The following is a 17,377-nucleotide window of genomic DNA, read 5'->3' on the forward strand; positions in this document are numbered from 1 at the left end:
CAGCGCCACCGCTGTTTTGAAGTGGGCGGGCACCTTATAATCAAAATCAAGGATATGCGCCAAAATTGAGCTATACCCAGAAGACAACGGTATTGTCATGGAAGTCGATGAATTTTAGCATTATTTAAAAAAAGAAGCAAAAATTTGGATTTTTAAAGCTTGGATTTTTAAAGTCTAGGATCATGCTGGAAAACGGATTGTCGATTGGGAATTTGGTGATCACTCCAAACATTTAAACGTGCAACAGGTGATTTTCGTTGTCATAGTGAGGGGGCACGCCATCACCAACAAGATGGGTTCATTCTTCGGCAGTGTTGTCATCACCGTTGAATAAAGAGCTTCCTGCTTGGCTGGATCTGCCTTTGCGGGCCGTGCCGCTGGTTTTTTAAATGAAAAATTATAGGCGTGCAGTCACAACGTCATGCCTAGCCATAGGGTTCAAGAACATGGAGCGCAGATTATCACTTCCTTTCATATACGTTGTGGCTTTCCAAATGTGCGATAAGTTCCACTATTTGTCAAACATTCCGCTTGCTCACAGAGCCCCAGCTTGACACCATGAGTTTTCGCTGCTTTTTGGATGTCTTTGCTTGTGTTACAAGGTGCTTGATCAAAGATCATGTGAATGTTAGGCGTCTTTCAGCGGATCAAAAAACGTCTTCAAGGTGGAGCTATTCAAGGTTTTTAAGGATACTACCGTAAGGCGCATGAGTAGCCAAATTCCAAGGCTCTCGTCAAGTTCATACGTGTGGGCCGTCGTGGCAATGGGGGGCTGACTTTTTGAGCGATTAAAAAAATAGAAAATTTTATTTTATTGCGCAGATCATTGGGCAGGTTTTAATAAAATTATTCCACGCACCCGCACATTTCAGGGAAAAGATAAACCGTTTTCTATTGAACAAAACAACGCTCGACATCGCCATTGGTTTGCAAGATTTCGCCCCCCTCTTGCAAACATACGATTACTTGAAATGCTAGAGGGAACACTGCTTATTTTTGCGGCACTTCACGTTAATAAAACTTTGAAAATTCATCATGCTATCTTTGGTTAAAAGTCTGGTTCTTTGCATCTGGGAGCTTGAAACTCTTGCGGATATTTTTGTGGCTGGTGTTAGTGTGGGGGAAAATTTTTCTTTGACCAAGAAAAGTGATGCCAAAATAAAAGCTCTGGGAAATGAAATTTACAATTTTTTAGTTCGTGAAAAAAAGTTCCCCAATTTTAAGAAAATTTGATGAGCTAATTGCTGTGCTCCTTCTTGAGAAATGTAAAACTGAGTTGAGGTTTGCCCATAAAAAGATGGAGTTAACGCACGATAATAATAAGCTACTGCTTGACCTTGGTATATAGATTTATGACAATGTTTCAGTGTAAAAAACGCTTTTAATACAACATGCATTAAAGTAATTTTAGCGTCTTCCCCCATTTCCAGAGCGCGCTCTGACGTTTCCATATTGATTTCCAAAGTGTAATCCTGTGGACATTCAGAACTACAAAGCATGCGCTGTAAAGAAGACCGAAGAAGCTCTCCCGAGCGTTCTGGAATTATATCAACGTATACTCTAGAAAGCTTTTTCTGAACTTGAGGAGTAAAAACTGAACTACAACAGCTCAAAAAAAAGAAATTTAATGCAAAAAAAACAAATTTTAAAAAAAAGAAAAAACAAGCTCCCCGGGCCGGATTCGAACCAGCGACCTGGCGGTTAACAGCCGCATGCTCTACCACTGAGCTACCGAGGATCGTTTCATTATTATACGCTATAACCTGCCTCATTGTCTATACCCCTTATCAAAATTTTTCTTTGGTTTTGTACAAAAGAATTTTTAAAAATTCATCATTTCTTTACTAGAACGTAAACTTTTCTGCGTTTGATCAAAAATTTTTTTTTAATCATTTTAGACTACCTCTGTAGTGATTATGTATCAATGATTTTCAAAATGAATAACTGTTTTAATTTTTTGTGCTAAAAACACAAGAATCAATACATCCATTCTTCATTTCTAAAATACAATTTCCGTAAGAATAGATCCTATTATCATGAGTCACAACTAAGATAATTCTTTGTGAGGATGATGCTAAATTTTTTAAAAGCATCATAACATTTTTTCCTGAAGCCTCATCCAAAGCCGCAGTGGGCTCATCGCATAAAATAAATCTGGGTTCATGAATTAACGCGCGTCCAATGGCTATTCTTTGCTGCTGCCCTCCTGAAAGCTGCTCAGGATAGTACTGCATGAAGGATTCCATTTCCAACAAAGAAAGAATTTTTTTTACTCGCAAGGCGATAAGTTCTGAACGCATTCCTTGAGCAAGAAGCGGAATAGAGACATTTTGCTCTACGTTAAGAGATGGAACTAAGTTGTAATTTTGAAAGATAAACCCCATATGATGACGACGAAAAACCGTTTTTTGTTGTTCTGATAATTTTCCTAAATCTTGACCAAATACCTTAACCGTTCCTGTTGTAGGAGACAAAATTCCAGAAAGAATAGAAAGTAACGTAGTTTTTCCACACCCAGAAGGCCCTACAAGCAAAATAATTTGTCCTGGGTGAAGTGTTCCATTTACATTTTTTAAAATCCATTGTGTTTGATCTCCCGATTGAATAGATTTAGACACATCAAAAAACTCTATACAACTTTTTAGATCAACGCTCATTTATTATCCTCCTCTGAAAACCATAATGGGATCTATTTTAAAAAGCTTCCTAAGACTTAACGCAATAGAAAGTAAAATAACGACAGTGACGACCGTAAAGCTAATTACTAGTACTTGCCAATGTAGAGAAAACCCCTTAAACGCTGGTGCATTACGCTGAGACCATAAAAACAACGCAGTAAGCCCAACACCAAGGCCGTATCCTATGCTTCCTACACATCCTGCTTGCGTTAAAGCCATGCGCGTTAGGGTTGCGTTGGAAACTCCCATAATTTTCATAGCAGCAAACTGTTTCAAATTTTCCATAAAAAATAAATAAAATGTTTGAGCGATGATAGCACCTCCCACTAAAGCTCCCAAAAGAATCGTAATAGCAAAATTTATGGGGATTCCTGTGCGTTTTAAAACATACCCAATACTTTTTTCAGAAAATGCGCTCTGGGTAATTGCTTGAAGTCCTGTTTTCTTCGTAATTTTTTTTGCCAAAGCTTGCGGGCTAATTCCGTTCCTTTCTTTTACTAAAATAAAAGATAAAGGCGAAGATTTTTTTGCCATCATAGACTTTGCCGTGTAATAGGAGACGTAAAGCAGGGGAAAAGAAAAAAAAGTAGGTCTTGATTCACATAATCCTTGGATTGAAAGACGATGATGCTGAACAGTAAGCATTTTAGGAAGGTGCGTTGCAGAAGAGGGCCAAATCCTTTGATATCCGCTGGTATCTAAAATTCCATTTAAAGGGTGACGCAAATGGTCTAAAAACCCATGAGTTAGTGCTTTGTTCATTCCCAAAAAACTAAAGGGGTCCACTCCGACTATCTGTACTTGGTGTAAACGCCCGTCTTTTGTGGTGGCTGACACAGTACTTTTGTGAAAAGGAACTGCCCACAACACTCCACGAATTGAGCGCACTTTTTGTAAATTAATCTCTGGAAGAGGATGTATTTCTTCTATATACGCACTTCTAGGGTCCATTACCCAAACAGAAGCCTCTGGAATAGATAAAATGAGGCTAGAAACTCTAGCCATTAAACCAACAAAGATGGAAATTTGCTGTGTAATCAGTAAAGTAGAAAAAGTTACACCAAAAATCAACCCCCAGCATTTGACTTTGTCTCCCAAAAGCATGGATAACGCAATACTATACATTGTGTCCCTCCTTAACGCGCTCTTAATTCTAAAGGGTTTAGTATATTTTTTCTAGATCTGCAAAAAAATTAATAATTCTGTAAATCGGTGCTGAATATGGTGTGAAAAGATAATAAAATTAAGGAAAATTTTTAAAAAGGAAATAGTAAGGTACGAGCACAAGATGTTAATATCTGCCGTAAGAGCGCGCATTGGGAAAAGAAAATCGAAAAATCGTATCGATTTTTTGATTCATTGCTTGTCTCAGAAGACTCAAATCTCAAATTTACGTTTAAAACAAAATGTAACAAATCGTATACAGGACTTATTTTTTACGCACACCTATTACCTGATAACAGCTTGCCTTATTTTCTTTTTTTTGATAGACTTTCCTTGGTAGTTCTAAAAGAGTTATAATATGCGAGTAGCGTCTTCTATCGGAAAAAAAAGATATCGTAGTAAAACCTGTAAGGTAATTCGTAGAGGTAAGCGTTTGTACTTGATTGATTCAAAAAATCCTCGCAACAAAGTTCGTCAAGGGAGCAAGTGAAATGAAAGAAAACAATGGACAAGAAGAGGCGTTTATCGAAAATAGAGCCCTTGTTTCCGCGTGTTTAGAAAACATTTCAGATCCGTTTCTTTTGGTTTTACTTGCGTCTAAGCGCGCCCAAGAACTTTCTTACGGTGCACAAGCAATGGTTTCTCCTGAAGGACATAAAGATTCGGTTATTGCGCTTCAGGAAATTGCTTTAAAAAAAGTTAGTCCTGATGTTTTAAAAGAAACGCTGATTGAAGGATTTCGAAATTCTAGGATGTTCAGTTTGTTTCTTTTGTTAAATATTTTGTTTTTTAGTATTTGTTGATTTTTCGTATTTCCGTTTCGGCGATAACCAACTGGTGATTTAAATTAGGTGAGTAAATTAATATATGGATAAATCGAACGCCCAAGCTCTAGAGATTGTTTCTGTACCTGTAGAAGAGGAAATTCAGCGCTCTTATCTTGATTACGCAATGAGTGTTATCGTGGGGCGTGCGCTTCCAGATGTGCGAGATGGTCTAAAGCCGGTACATCGTCGAATTTTGTATGCCATGGAAGTCTTGGGGTTCCGTCATGATCGTCCTCATCGAAAATCTGCTAACGTGGTGGGGGAAGTCATTGCAAAATATCACCCTCATGGAACGGACCCTATTTATGGATCTTTGGTACGTATGGCGCAATGGTTTTCTATGAGGGAAAAACTCATAGACGGCCACGGAAACTTTGGTTCTATGGACGGAGATCACGCCGCTGCTATGCGTTACACTGAGGCGCGATTGAGTGCTCTTGCAGATTTTATATTGGCCGATTACGACAAAGAGACAGTAGAATTTCAGCCCAATTACGATGATACCCAAAAAATGCCCGTAGTATTGCCTGCAGCGTTCCCTAACCTTCTTGTTAATGGTGGCAGTGGTATAGCAGTGGGAATGGCTACAAATATTCCTTGTCACAATCTGGCAGAAGTTTTGGATGCCTGTTGTTTGCTGATCGATTGTAAAGATGCGGAACTTGAGCAGGTTATGGGAGTTATTCCTGGTCCAGACTTTCCAACAAAAGGAATAATTTTGGGAACGAAAGGAATAGAAGAAGCTTATCGCACGGGTAAAGGTTCTTTTTTAATTCGTGGTCAGGCTCAGATAGAACCCAATGGCAAGGATAGAGAGTGTATCTTAATTACTAATATTCCTTATCAGGTGAACAAGGCTACGTTGGTGGAGCGTATTGCAGAACTTGCGCGAGATAAGAAAGTAGAAGGGATGGCGGAAATACGAGATGAATCGGATCGTACAGGTATTCGCATTGTTGTCGAGTTAAAGAAAGACGCAGTGGCGCAGGTTATTTTAAACCAGCTGTATGCTTTAACAGATTTACAAATTTCTTTTTCGGTTAACATGCTAGCACTTCATCGTGGATATCCTGTTCAGCTTTCTTTAATAGAAGTTCTGAAGGCATTTTTAGAGTTCAGGAAAGAAGTAGTCGTCCGTAGAACTCAATATTACTTAAGAAAAGATAGAGATTCTACCCGTCTTTTAATCGGTATTTATATAGCTATTTGTCACATAGATGAGGTCGTTCAATTAATCAAATCTTCTAAAAATCGTGAAGAAGCATTAGAAGCGTTAGTTGCCAAGACGTGGAATGTTGATAGTTTAATTCATCAATATCTTACCTTACTAGAAGAAGACAATTTGCAAATACAAGATTTTTCAGAATATCGTTTATCTCAAGAACAAGCTTCTGCGATCTTATCGTTGCGGCTTCATAGATTAACCGGAATGGGAAAGCAAGAGCTTTCCGATCAATTAGAAAAGTTAAAGAGTAATATTGAGTTTTACTTAGGGCTGTTAAGAGATGATGCAAAAATTGAAGCGTTGATGAAGGAAGAATTTTTACATATTAAGCAAAAATTTGGTTCACCGCGTCTTACAGAACTCCAAAAAGAATATCTTCATCAGTCTCCAGAAGATTTTGTTGCTTGCGAGGAAATGGTCGTAACTGTTAGCGTTAACGGATACATTAAGCGCGTTCCTTTAGATGCCTATCGCAGTCAAAAACGAGGCGGGCGAGGAAAAAATGCGATGGATGTTAGGGAGGAAGATGCGGTTTCTCAAATTTTTGTTGCAGATACACATCGTCCTTTGTTATTTTTTACTTCTAAAGGTATTGTGTATCAAATGAAGGTTTACGAACTTCCTTTGGGAATAACTTCTTCTAGAGGAAAACCTCTGATTGCTTTTTTTCCTTTGGAAAAAGATACAGAAAAAGTTGCTACGATTCTTCCTTTACCTAAAGAAAACGTTCCGTCCTTTATTATTTTTGCAACGTCTCATGGTAATGTTCGAAAAAATGCGTTGTCAGACTTTTTCTCTATTCGGGCTAATGGGAAAATTGCCATGAAGCTGGCGGAAGATGAGCAATTAATTCGCGTTTTATTGGCAAACGATGATCAAGATATTTTACTTTCAACGCATCAAGGAAAAAGTTTGCGCTTTCCAGTACAAGAATTGCGGCAGTTTAGCAGTCGGAATTCTACCGGAGTGCGAGGAATTTTTTTGAAACCCGGAGATTACGTTGTTTCTATGACGTTGTTGAATAATACTCCTTGGAGCTCTCAGGAAATTGAAGCATACATGAATCGTAAAGATGAGCAGCTTTTGGATGCGCCTTTACTGGCGAATACTACAGACGTTTTGGTTGAAGATGAAGAGGTTTTGAAAAAAAGATTTAAAGAAATGGAAGATCAAGAAGAGTTTGTTTTGTGTGTTACGATCAAAGGGTTTGGAAAACGTACATCGTCTTACGAATATCGAAGAACGCACCGCGGAGGGCAGGGAGTTGCTACGATGGAAATTACTTCTCGTACCGGTTCTATCATTCAAGCTATGCCTGTGAAAGCGCAAGATCAGATTTTGATGTTGACTAATGCAGGACAATTGCTGCGTTGTCCTGTAAAAGACATTAGAATTTCCGGGAGAAGAACTCAAGGTGTTCGTGTATTTCGCCTAGACAAAGGGGAAACGGTTGCGTCTGTAGCAGTTATTTCACCAGAAAATTTAGAAAATTCTGATGAGGAATAAAAAAAGAGATATAAAATTCTAAGCATCCCAAGGTAGATATTTATTTCTTTGTAGGCAGAAATAAAAATTTCTGCCTCACCTTCTGCATTAAAAGAGCATTGGTTTTTATTTCTGGTTTACAAAAAATCATAAGGGTCTACGTCAATATGTAAACGAAGTCTGGAAGGGAAAGTAAAATTATTAAGAACTTTTCTGATGTAGTTTTGTATTTTATAATTTTTTGGGCTTTTTAGAAAAATTCTCCACCGCCAACGTCTGCGTAAAGGATTAATAAGAGAGGGGGCAGGACCTAAAATTTCCACAAAAGGTTCCATAGGAAAACGTTGTTTTAAAATTAACGCATACTGATGTACCAAATTTTCCTCTGTACCTGAAAATGTTAGAGAAACAAGACGCACGTAGGGAGGAAAGTTATATTTTTTTCTTGTGGAAAGCTCTTCTTGCAAAAATCCTTGAATGTGATGATGTTTGAGATGACAAAACAAAGGGTGTTGAATTTGAGAAGTTTGAATATAAGCTTTTCCAGGAATTTTTTCTCGACCTGCTCGCCCGATGACCTGACATAAAACTTGATAAAGGCGCTCTCCACTTCTTAAATCTAAGTGGCTTAAGGCAAAATCTCCATCAATAATTCCCACCAATGTTAAGTTTGGAAAATGATGTCCTTTTGCGACAAGCTGAGTACCTATCAAAATATCGTACTGCTGATTTTGAATTTTTGATAACGTTTCATTTAACTGAATGGGCGTGCCACATATATCGCTGCTTAACATACAAATGCGTGCGCTTGGAAGAAAAGAATGAACTTCTTGACCTATTTTTTCTATTCCTGCGCCCCATAGCTTAAGATTTTCAAGACCACAACACTCAGGGCAAGCTTGGGGGAGTGATTTTTTAAATCCACAATAATGGCACATTAGTAAAGATTTTGGAAGATGGTGAACACTTAACCATACGCTGCAATTTGGGCAAGCAGCGCGAAATCCACATTGATAGCAGACCCAAAGGCTTGCATATCCTCTTCGGTTTATAAACAATAGGCTTTGCTCTTTTTTTGTAAAATTTTCCTTCAAAGCTTCTCGTAAAGGTAAAGTAATCATACTTGTTGAAGAAGAGTGTTCTTGCTTTAAATCTAACATATGAATATAGGGAAGCTGCGCATCTCCGTATCTTTCAGAAAGCACTACATGGGAATAACGGTTTTGTTCAATATTCCAATAACTTTCTAAACTAGGCGTTGCAGACATTAAAAGGCATGGAATTTTTTCATGATGTCCGCGAAAAACAGCCATATCTCTTCCATGATACAAAGGACCTTCTGCTTGTTTATACGAGCCATCATGTTCTTCATCTACTACGATTGCTCCTAAATTTTTGTATCCTAACAAAACAGCTGAACGAGCCCCAACAATGATGGAACTATGCCCTGTTAAAATATTCCATCCATGAAATTTTCTTGATTTTTCAGATAGTTCAGAATGCCATATTCCAATAGTTCCTGTATAATACCGTTCAATGCGTTGAACCCATTGTTGACACAAGCTGATTTCTGGAACAAGAATCAAAACTTGTTTTTTTGCATCTACTATGGATTTTATGAAAGAAAGGCATACTTCTGTTTTTCCAGATCCTGTAATTCCCTCAATAAAAGTGGTTTGATTTCCAATATTTTTAAGAGCGCTTTGCTGATGGGGGGTTAGAATAGGGCAAGAGTACCTTGAAGAGTATTGGTTCATTTCTGTAGAAGTTAGATGCGCGTTTTCTATCCATTTTTTTACTCGTTGCAAACCATAAGAAAAAACCCATTGAGCAAACGTTCCAGGCCAAGGGCATTCTTGAAGGGCATAAGAAAAAGAATGTTCGCACTTTAGCCATGAAAACGGCCAATCTAAAATCTCTGGAACAGGAAACACCATACGTAATATGCTTCCAAGGGGAATTAACGTATAATCAGAGCATTGGTGTAAGAACGCCATAAAATTAGAAGAGGCCTTCCAGTGGGGATGAATATGTGTAATTTCTTTTAAGTTAGGAACTTTAATTCCTTGAAGAGACCAAACAATTCCCCATAGGTGTTTGGAACCAAAAGAAACTTTAACGCAATTTCCTAACTCAACAGGAACATAAGAAATATAACTGAACAGTCCTTTACTGTGAATAGGAAGAAGTACTGAAATAATCTGAATATTTTTTTGAAAAGTCATAAAAATAAAAATTCTCTTAAGGTGTAAAAAATGTTACAAAAAAAATTCGTGTTGACTTAAGAGGCTATTTCTTCAAGATCAGAAGAAGAGGCGGGATCAGGGAGATAGGAAGAGCGGGGATGAAATTTGTTGTGAATACTCATCAAAGTTTGCGGAGTTACGTAAAGATATTGTTGAGTTGAACGCAAGGATGCATGTCCTAAAAGAGCCTGAATATCTCTTAAATCAACTCCTTTATGCAAAAGATGAGAAGCAAAACTGTGACGTAACGCATGAGGAGTTGTATGTGGAGAAAGCCCTAGCATTTCTCTAAGAAAACGTAAACGCTTTTGCAGTACGCAAGGTTGAAGGCGACTTCCTCTGGTTCCTAAAAAAAGCGGAGCTTCTTTTCGATTTTTATAAGGACAAGCATCAAGGTACACTTGAACAGCACGGCGAATGCTTTCCAAAACAAAAATAGAACGTGTACTGTTTCGTTTTCCACAAATCGTTAAAAGCCAAGGTTCTCTTGAAGGCCAGTCCACTTTATCTAAAGTCAGCGCTTCTTGAATGCGCAATCCCGCGCCGTACAACAGCATCATAAGACTGTAGTCTCTTAAATCTTCCCAGGCTATTACTGTTGATGTTGAAGAAACATCTTTCTCTTGATTTTCTTGTCTTAAATGATTCGGTAAGTCGTGTTTTTCTTGATTTAAATTTTGCTCTAAGCTAAATGACGATAACAATCGCTGTGTTTGGTGTATGGAAAGTGCTTTAGGTAAGGACTTTCGGCACTTGGGGCGCTTTAACTTGCTGTAAGGAATTTCGACAGTCCACCCTTTATCCTTCAAGAAAGAAAACCACAGCTTAAGAGAAGAAAAAGCAATAGCATTGGTTTCTTTTTGTACCCCATTTTCCATACGCCAGGCAAAAAAACTCCGAACATCTTGGTGTGTCACGTTTTGAAAAGAAGATTCAATCAAAGTTTCTTGCCAATGCTGCGTTAAAAATTCTAAAAATGCAGAAATTTCTTGCTTATACCGAACTAACGTCAACCTAGACTTTCCTTTTTTATGAACTCCCCATACTTGAAATTCTTGTAAAAGAACAGGAAAAACTAAAAAAGAAGAGCTCATGGTTTTTTGCAATTTTCTTTAGCTTTTTTTCCAAACCGCCCCGCATTTCTGAAGAGTTCTTTTAAAAACTCTTTTCTGTGAGTGGAGGGCAATGCAGTTTCTTTTAACGCGATTTCCAAAGATTTCGTTCCAGAATTTGGAATGTACTTAACCAATTTCCCGTCAGAAGAAAACAACAGAGCAAATCCTTTATTTTCTTTGATAGAAGGAGAAAAAAATGCGCTAGTTTCAGTAAAAAGATTAAAATAATACCAGGTACAAGGATCAAAACTCAGCACAGATGATGCAGGTCCAATCAACCGTTCTACGTCTGTTTTGTTTAAGACACCTACTCCTTTTTGTATTTGATCAAGATCTTCTAAGGGTACAACCCTTCCTCTTACACTGCGATCTGGATCACATCCTAATAACAACAAACTAAAGAAAAATGCTTTTAAAGCATTAAATTTGGGAACAATGACCATACGGCATTACATACCCTTATTAATGTACACTAAATCAAGAATGCCATGAACGTCCTTAAAAAGCAAGAATAGAAAAATAAGTTAAGGAAACAAAAAATGGAACAGAAAATTAACAAAAATTAATATTTTGTATTTTAATTTCCATAAAAAAAAAATATGATAAAATGCAAAAGGTTGTTTTATGACAGTTTAATTTACTATGAAAGAAGGTCTCTTAAAGCGATTATTTTTAGCGTCATTGTGTATTTTTGCATCTATCATGCTTGCCCATTTAATTACTCACGTAATACAAAAGTTATCAGAAAGAAGTTTTGAGGTTCGTGGAGTAGCAGAAAAAGAAGTAAAATCCGATTTGGCAAGTTGGAGAGTTTCTGTTACTCTTTTGTCTGCTGATATTGCCTCAGCAACGACTAGCTTGGAAGAGTTTAAAACTAAATTTTTTGAATTTTGTAAAGAGCAAAAGATAGATGATGCTGATCCTGAGCGATGTCAGGTAGAAATTTGTGATAATTGGGCTGAAAAGGGGGAAACACAAGAAGATAAAAACTCACACTATTCGGTAAAAATGTCTATTCAAGTGGATTCAAAAGATGTAGATAAAGTTCGAGAAGCAAAATCAAAGCTGTTGGCAAGAATTCCTTCTTTTCCTATTAGGAGTTCTTTAGATTTTATTTATACAAAATTTGACTCTATTCGAGATCAAATGGTTAGGGAATCCTTTCAAGACGCTAAAAGGGCAGCACAGTGTATTGCAAAAAGTGCAGGGGTGAGCATTGAGAAAGTTAAGAAGTTATCTCAAGGATTATTTACGATAACAGACTCTGAAACAGCAACGCATCTTGATACCGGAAATCAAAGTGTGATGAAAACGATTCGCACAGTTAGCAGTGTTGTTTTTATTGTTCAATAAATTATGAAAAGTGTCAGGCAACGAGAAATAAAATTTTTCAGGCATAAAAAGGTTTCTAAATTAGTTGTTTTTCAAATTTAAAGAGGGAAAAATGAGGTGGAATGTTTGTAAGCAGGCTTTGGTACTGGCACTATGTTCTTTTTTAGCATTAACGTTTATAAATCTTTCTGATGCGATAGAGAAAAAAATAGAAGAAAAAACTTTTACTGTGCACGGAGTTTCAGAAAGAGAAGTAAAGTCTGATTTTGCAGAGTGGAAGGTTACAGCTAAACTTGTGTCTGATGATATCGCGTCATCTACAGAAAAGTTAGAAGCTTTTAAGGCAAAATTTTTAGAATTTTGCAAAGATCAAAAGATAAAGAAGGATGAATGTGATAAATTTGAAGTTATCGTTAAAGATAATGCAGATGTAAAAGATAATGAACCTCCATTTAAGGGAAATAAAGACACCAGATATTCCGTTTCGGCAAATATAGTTATAAAATCAAAAGACTTAGATAAACTGTCGGAAGCGCAATTAAAAATAGGAGGCCACATGCCTTCTTTTTGTATTACGGGCAGTTTACATTTTTATTATACGCTTCCCAGATTTCTTCGCGATAAGATGGTACAAGAAGCTTTTAATGATGCACAAAGGTTAGCTAAAAATATTGCAAAAAGTGCTTGTGTAAAAGTTGAAAAAGTTAAAGATTTATTTCAAGAAGACTTCTGTGTTACGCAATCAGATAAATCAGACCTTATGAAAAAAGTTTATGTCAGCAGTAAAGTTGTCTTTACTATTAGATGATTTAGTATCAGTTCTTAATTCGTACATGATTGCTTTTTATCTTTGGTGAATAAGTTGGATTTTGAGAAAAGGTATATTCATGAAATTAAGAAAGTATTCATGGAATAAAAAATAAAATTTTTCAAGTGTAAAATAATTTTTTTTGTTTATTTTTCGCATTTAAAAGAGGAAAAAATGGGGTGGAAGGTTAGTAAGAAGATTTTGATTTTTGTACTGTGTTCTTTTGCGGCGTTGACGTTTATGCGTCTTTTTAATACAATAAAAAAAAAAATAGAAGGAAGAACGTTTACTGTACAGGGAATTTCAGAAAGAAGAGTTGGGCCAAATTCTATAAAATGGAAACTTGTGATTACACTTTCATCTGATGATATTTCGTCGGCTATGGAAAAGTTAGAAAATCTTAAGGTAAAGTTTTTAGAGTTTTGCAAAGATCAAAAAATAAAGAAAGATGAGTGCAGCCAGTTTGAAGTTACCATCAAACATTCTGAGGATGTAGAAAAAGAGAAATTTTTTTTCGTGAAAGATAAAGAGGCAAGGTATTCTGTTTCGGCAAGTGTGGTTGTAGAATCAAAAGATGTGAATAGGATTTTAGACGCTCGATACAAGATAAGAGATAACATAATTCCTTTATGTTTGTACCGTGATTACTTAGTTCTTTCTTATGCACGCTCCAGTGCTCTTCGTAATGAAATGTCTCAAGAAGCTTTTAGAAATGCGCAAAAAATAGCTGAAAAAATTGCAGAAGGTGCTTGTGTGAAAGTTGAAAATTTTGAACTAGAATTTGATTTTTGGAGTTGTACGTCTAGGTCTATCGACGAAGTTTGTGACGAACCAATCCACCAGATACGAAAAGTTCGTGTTATTAGTAATGTTGTCTTTTCTGTTCAATAGATAGGATGTCAGTTTTTAATTTTTATGGACGAATATGGGGAAGAAGGCTAAGTCCTAAGCTACAATTTGTGCATGATCACGTTTTGCCTTTGGTAGATTGTAGTGAAGTTGTTTTAGATCAAGCAAATTCTTTAATTACGCACAATCTTTCTTGGTGGATGGAAATCGGATTTGGAGACGGAGTTCATCTGCGCGCACAGCTTGAAAACTATCCCCATGTTCATTTTTTGGGCGTGGAAGTGTTTCGTCCTGGAATTGTGCATTGTCTTCAAGAGCTTTCACAGGAAGAACAAAAGCGGTTACTTATTTTTCCTCACAATGTTCATCTGTTAATGCCTAAGCTTCCTTTAGAGAGATTTGAAAAGATTTTTATTTTGTTTCCTGATCCTTGGCCCAAACAACGACATCACAAACGCCGTTTATTACAGAATGCTTTTTTGACGCAATGCTGGAATGTTTTAAAAAATGAGGGGCAGCTTATCATTGCAAGTGACGTAGTGCCTTTTATCCATTGGATGCAGCAACAGCTTAAAGCACATAAAGGGTTTCGGTTTGTTCAAGGTGCGTGCACGAGCGATCCAAAAGAATGGCCTCAATGGCCTGCAGAATTTCCTTTGTCTACTTATGCAAAAAAAGCTCTGCATAAAACTTACTTTATATGGAAAAAAATAAGAGACAGGTAGTTAGAAGCTCCCTTATGTTTTAACAAAAGATTTAATAATAATACTAAATAATTATCTGAAACTTATTTAGGATTTTTTTTATAGTCATTTTGAAGATTTTAACTAAATATATTTTTTTGTTATATGTTTAGTCCCAGTAAAAAATTGTTAGGATTAGGTATAAAATATTCAAGATGAATTGTCCACTGATTTAGAATAAATTGCCAAGGAGTTTTTCCTTTGATAGCTTTGAGTCGTTTAGCAAAGTTGTAAGCCATAAGATAAGCACGCCCATGCTATTTTAGCTCATCATGAGAAGCATAATGAAAGCTATTAACTGTTGCTTCTTTTAGATTTCTATTAATTCGCTATACTTACCTATTATTCTATGGATACTTTATCTTAGTCCTCCTATGCTCTATTTGATTCTCATTACAAACACGCTCAAAGATGTGCTCTGAGATTGCTATAGTTTTATTCAATATATTTCTTACAAATGCCTCCATGGGGTTTCTATATCCAGCATCTGCACACACTCCCTTTAATGTAGAATAACTCTGCACCCAGCACCTGTGCCATTGGCCTTATAGTGATATGGAGCAGATTGCCTTGCCTATCAACAACACTATGCCGTTTACGTATCTTTTTTTCCCCCATCTATACCTACTTTTTCTGAGGCACCTGTGAGTTTAACTCTTGTTTTAACACTTTGTGAATGATGCTATAGCTGGGATTCTTACTCTTTTCATACTTAATTCGACTTGTCTTAACAAGTTCATGCATCCGAATGTACCGTCGAATATGGTGGAAAATCTTTTGGTAGCATGCGCCATTGAAACCGTTTTTGATTATATAAAATACTGCATTACCCCCCTCTTTTTTGTTGTATTTTCTTTTATTGCCGCTATCAAAATGATGCTTTATCACATCCCAATCTCTCTTTTAAATCGCTTGGATAATTCATCTTCTACACCTTCAAGCCTTTTATATACCTTTTTACCTAAACTAAACCACCGAAAAATTTTGAATTTTTAGAAGCTAGAGTGTTTTCTCAGATCATCAATGAACACTTAAAAATGCGTAATGGCGTAATTTTTTCCAATGCCTGAGTATGGTCAAGGCTGTAATACATTTTTGTGTGAATTCATCTAGTATCTGACGCTGGTGTAAGAATATAATCTTGAAAATAAAACGTAATAAAACCTACTACCAAAAGTGATATGGACACACTAAGAAAAGATTTTGAAGAATACCCGGATACCCACAAGTATGAACGTACTAAACGCTTAGGCGTGAGTGAAATGCGTGCAAGGCTTTTCTCAAGCGCACAGAAGTTACCTCTATAAAAATCCCTTACACATCCCCAAGCGGATCCAGAAAAACGCTCTGCCAAAAGCTTGATCAATACAAGGCCCATTACTTTCATAGATAAGTAGACCTTCTGCGAAAGGATACATTTCATTATAAAGAAATAAAGGTTTTTAGGAAGGTTTTAAGTTTGGATAAATTGGATATCATTATCGTATAGAGATCTTGTAAAGCGGCCTTGATGTTTTAATCAGCTGACAGGTTTAGAAGTTGGGGATAGGGAGTAGAAGCTTGGGCCTGTATACCAGAGGCAGTAAACAAGGGATAGGCCGGTTTTGGGATATCTGTTTAATTTTCACAACGTTAATGTTTTTCGCACACTCCAACACAGGAAGGGGGTAAAGCGATTTTGGCAGACGTTACGGAAATTACCAAACAAGGGCCTGAAAAGAACCAGAAAGAGAACCACTCAGGAAAGAAGAAGCGCCTTATGCTTAAAGCCCATTCTAAAAAGTTTATGAAGGACAGGTTCATAATTTTAAAATTCGAAAGAGCAAAATGTCTTTTAAAGGAACCAAAAAAAATCCTTTACCCCACGTTCAGAAAAATCATAATAAGGTTTTATTCTAATTGCGCATAAATTTGAAAAATAAATCTCCGAATTTAGTTTTTTAAGATCATTTCTTACCGATATAAAAAACCTTTAGAGAAAACTTCTAGATTTGGGTTTATTTTTGGGGTTTGGGCACTGAGAGAACTTTTAGAGCTTTTTATATTTTCTTCAGATTTCTTTTTTTTTGAATTTTGTGAACTTGTGGATTGCTGAGTTTTTTCATCTATTGAAGCTTTTTGGTTTTGCGATTGTGTTTGCAAAATTTTCTGTTGAGAAGCGTGTTGTATTTTCTGAGTTTCTTGAATTTTCGAAACTTGCTGCGTTGGTGAAGTGCTTTCATTTTCTTGGATTAATGTATTAACATATTTATTTAATTCTTTTTCTTTTTCTTCTATTTATTCTATTTCTTTGTTTTGTATGGAGGTTATTTTTTTTTCTAATAATCCATCATCAAGAGTTTTTGGCGATATGCACCACGTAATAGCAGGTAAACATTCGGCGTATCCCTCAAACATATTGATCTACAATAGAAGAGAGATTTTTTTCTGATACTTGATCTGATATAGCAAGTACTGCCGTATTCATGGAAAGCACAAAAAATATAACAATAAATTTTCTTAACATTTTTATATATAAGTTGTTTTTAAAATTGGTTTAATAAGCTGATGCGTGCTAGGGTGTGCGAATTTTTCTGGTGATCAAGCATGCTCTAAAACAAAGGAAATGTAATATTTTCAACTCTAACAGCTAGTACGAGGCAATTGATATTCTGCGTTCCAAACTTCTAATTGGTGCCATCGAGCATTAAATGCATTTTAGGAATTTGCTCCCAAATGCTTGATATTAAGGCTTTTGAGAAGAGTCCAGAATCAATTCCTTGTCCTTTTAAAAAAACGCCTGACGCGTTCAAGCTTGGATTTTATTGGTTCAAGCTTGGATTTTATTGAAGGTGGAGAGTGCATCTTGTGGATCAGCGCAGGATGCTGAACCTTTCGCTGATCGATAAGTACGAAGGTTTTAAAA

At 36.4% G+C, this 17,377-nt stretch carries 17 protein-coding genes and 1 tRNA gene; 7 read left to right on the forward strand and 11 right to left on the reverse strand.

All coding sequences use genetic code 11. The features are described 5' to 3' along the window. Nucleotides 1-471: 471 nt before the first annotated feature. The 5 genes from HE1_RS08795 to HE1_RS02670 all read right to left on the reverse strand — a co-directional run bounded on the left by HE1_RS08795 (nucleotide 472) and on the right by HE1_RS02670 (nucleotide 3,803). On the reverse strand, nucleotides 472-621 hold the full coding sequence (locus HE1_RS08795; protein WP_162531206.1) for a hypothetical protein: 150 nt from the start codon (nucleotides 619-621) through the stop codon (nucleotides 472-474). Between the two features lie 560 nt (nucleotides 622-1,181). Then, on the reverse strand, nucleotides 1,182-1,613 hold the full coding sequence (locus HE1_RS07160) for a hypothetical protein (RefSeq protein WP_084490954.1): 432 nt from the start codon (nucleotides 1,611-1,613) through the stop codon (nucleotides 1,182-1,184). Nucleotides 1,614-1,666: 53 nt separating this feature from the next. Further along, nucleotides 1,667-1,738 (reverse strand) — tRNA-Asn (locus HE1_RS02660). 211 nt (nucleotides 1,739-1,949) lie between these two features. Continuing rightward, nucleotides 1,950-2,657 (reverse strand): ABC transporter ATP-binding protein, encoded by a 708-nt coding sequence (locus tag HE1_RS02665; protein ID WP_006297676.1) that lies wholly within the window; start codon nucleotides 2,655-2,657, stop codon nucleotides 1,950-1,952. Nucleotides 2,658-2,660: 3 nt separating this feature from the next. Then, complete coding sequence (locus tag HE1_RS02670) at nucleotides 2,661-3,803, reverse strand: ABC transporter permease (RefSeq protein ID WP_035544429.1); 1,143 nt, start codon at nucleotides 3,801-3,803, stop codon at nucleotides 2,661-2,663. A gap of 397 nt (nucleotides 3,804-4,200) precedes the next feature. On the opposite strand from HE1_RS02670, the gene rpmJ reads away from it, so the two are divergent. The 3 genes from rpmJ (at nucleotide 4,201) to gyrA (ending at nucleotide 7,400) form a co-directional block, all read left to right on the forward strand. Then, complete coding sequence (gene rpmJ, locus HE1_RS02680) at nucleotides 4,201-4,332, forward strand: 50S ribosomal protein L36 (protein ID WP_006290401.1); 132 nt, start codon at nucleotides 4,201-4,203, stop codon at nucleotides 4,330-4,332. 1 nt (nucleotide 4,333) lies between these two features. Then, the gene (rpoZ, locus tag HE1_RS02685; RefSeq protein ID WP_006290399.1) at nucleotides 4,334-4,645 is read left to right on the forward strand and encodes a DNA-directed RNA polymerase subunit omega; all 312 of its coding nucleotides are present in this window, start codon (nucleotides 4,334-4,336) and stop codon (nucleotides 4,643-4,645) included. A 64-nt stretch (nucleotides 4,646-4,709) separates the two neighbouring features. Beyond that, nucleotides 4,710-7,400 carry a DNA gyrase subunit A gene (gene gyrA, locus HE1_RS02690; RefSeq protein WP_035544435.1) on the forward strand — a complete coding sequence of 897 codons (2,691 nt, stop codon included), beginning with the start codon at nucleotides 4,710-4,712 and terminating at the stop codon, nucleotides 7,398-7,400. 116 nt (nucleotides 7,401-7,516) lie between these two features. Here the strand turns inward: gyrA and priA are convergent, their stop codons facing one another. The 3 genes from priA to bamE are packed head-to-tail and all read right to left on the reverse strand — an operon-like array spanning nucleotide 7,517 to nucleotide 11,183. Then, nucleotides 7,517-9,604, reverse strand: coding sequence for a replication restart helicase PriA (priA, locus tag HE1_RS02695; protein ID WP_006290396.1), 2,088 nt, complete (start codon nucleotides 9,602-9,604; stop codon nucleotides 7,517-7,519). Nucleotides 9,605-9,660: 56 nt separating this feature from the next. Continuing rightward, entirely contained in the window at nucleotides 9,661-10,719 is a 1,059-nt protein-coding gene (locus HE1_RS02700) for a tyrosine-type recombinase/integrase (RefSeq protein WP_006290394.1), read from the reverse strand. Further along, nucleotides 10,716-11,183 carry an outer membrane protein assembly factor BamE domain-containing protein gene (gene bamE, locus HE1_RS06450; protein ID WP_006290392.1) on the reverse strand — a complete coding sequence of 156 codons (468 nt, stop codon included), beginning with the start codon at nucleotides 11,181-11,183 and terminating at the stop codon, nucleotides 10,716-10,718. The genes HE1_RS02700 and bamE overlap by 4 nt, the downstream gene beginning before the upstream one ends. 199 nt (nucleotides 11,184-11,382) lie before the next feature. Here bamE and HE1_RS02710 point away from each other — a divergent pair, with 199 nt between their 5' ends. The 4 genes from HE1_RS02710 to trmB all read left to right on the forward strand — a co-directional run bounded on the left by HE1_RS02710 (nucleotide 11,383) and on the right by trmB (nucleotide 14,454). Next, a complete protein-coding gene (locus HE1_RS02710) occupies nucleotides 11,383-12,093 on the forward strand; it encodes an SIMPL domain-containing protein (RefSeq protein WP_035544439.1) in 711 nt (236 codons plus the stop codon). A gap of 91 nt (nucleotides 12,094-12,184) precedes the next feature. Continuing rightward, nucleotides 12,185-12,880 carry an SIMPL domain-containing protein gene (locus HE1_RS02715; protein WP_162480232.1) on the forward strand — a complete coding sequence of 232 codons (696 nt, stop codon included), beginning with the start codon at nucleotides 12,185-12,187 and terminating at the stop codon, nucleotides 12,878-12,880. A 174-nt stretch (nucleotides 12,881-13,054) separates the two neighbouring features. After that, complete coding sequence (locus HE1_RS02720) at nucleotides 13,055-13,771, forward strand: SIMPL domain-containing protein (protein ID WP_006290371.1); 717 nt, start codon at nucleotides 13,055-13,057, stop codon at nucleotides 13,769-13,771. A gap of 68 nt (nucleotides 13,772-13,839) precedes the next feature. Next, nucleotides 13,840-14,454, forward strand: coding sequence for a tRNA (guanosine(46)-N7)-methyltransferase TrmB (trmB, locus tag HE1_RS02725; protein ID WP_035544445.1), 615 nt, complete (start codon nucleotides 13,840-13,842; stop codon nucleotides 14,452-14,454). A 119-nt stretch (nucleotides 14,455-14,573) separates the two neighbouring features. Here the strand turns inward: trmB and HE1_RS08800 are convergent, their stop codons facing one another. From HE1_RS08800 to HE1_RS09950, 3 genes are all read right to left on the reverse strand, one after another. Beyond that, nucleotides 14,574-14,711: a hypothetical protein gene (locus HE1_RS08800; protein WP_162531207.1), complete on the reverse strand. Its 138-nt coding sequence runs from the start codon at nucleotides 14,709-14,711 to the stop codon at nucleotides 14,574-14,576. Between the two features lie 235 nt (nucleotides 14,712-14,946). Beyond that, a complete protein-coding gene (locus HE1_RS08805; RefSeq protein WP_162531205.1) occupies nucleotides 14,947-15,090 on the reverse strand; it encodes a hypothetical protein in 144 nt (47 codons plus the stop codon). Nucleotides 15,091-17,138: 2,048 nt separating this feature from the next. Beyond that, entirely contained in the window at nucleotides 17,139-17,264 is a 126-nt protein-coding gene (locus HE1_RS09950; RefSeq protein ID WP_278243176.1) for a hypothetical protein, read from the reverse strand. Nucleotides 17,265-17,377 lie beyond the last annotated feature (113 nt).

Source organism: Holospora elegans E1, assembly GCF_000648275.1.
Lineage (GTDB): Bacteria > Pseudomonadota > Alphaproteobacteria > Holosporales > Holosporaceae > Holospora > Holospora undulata_A.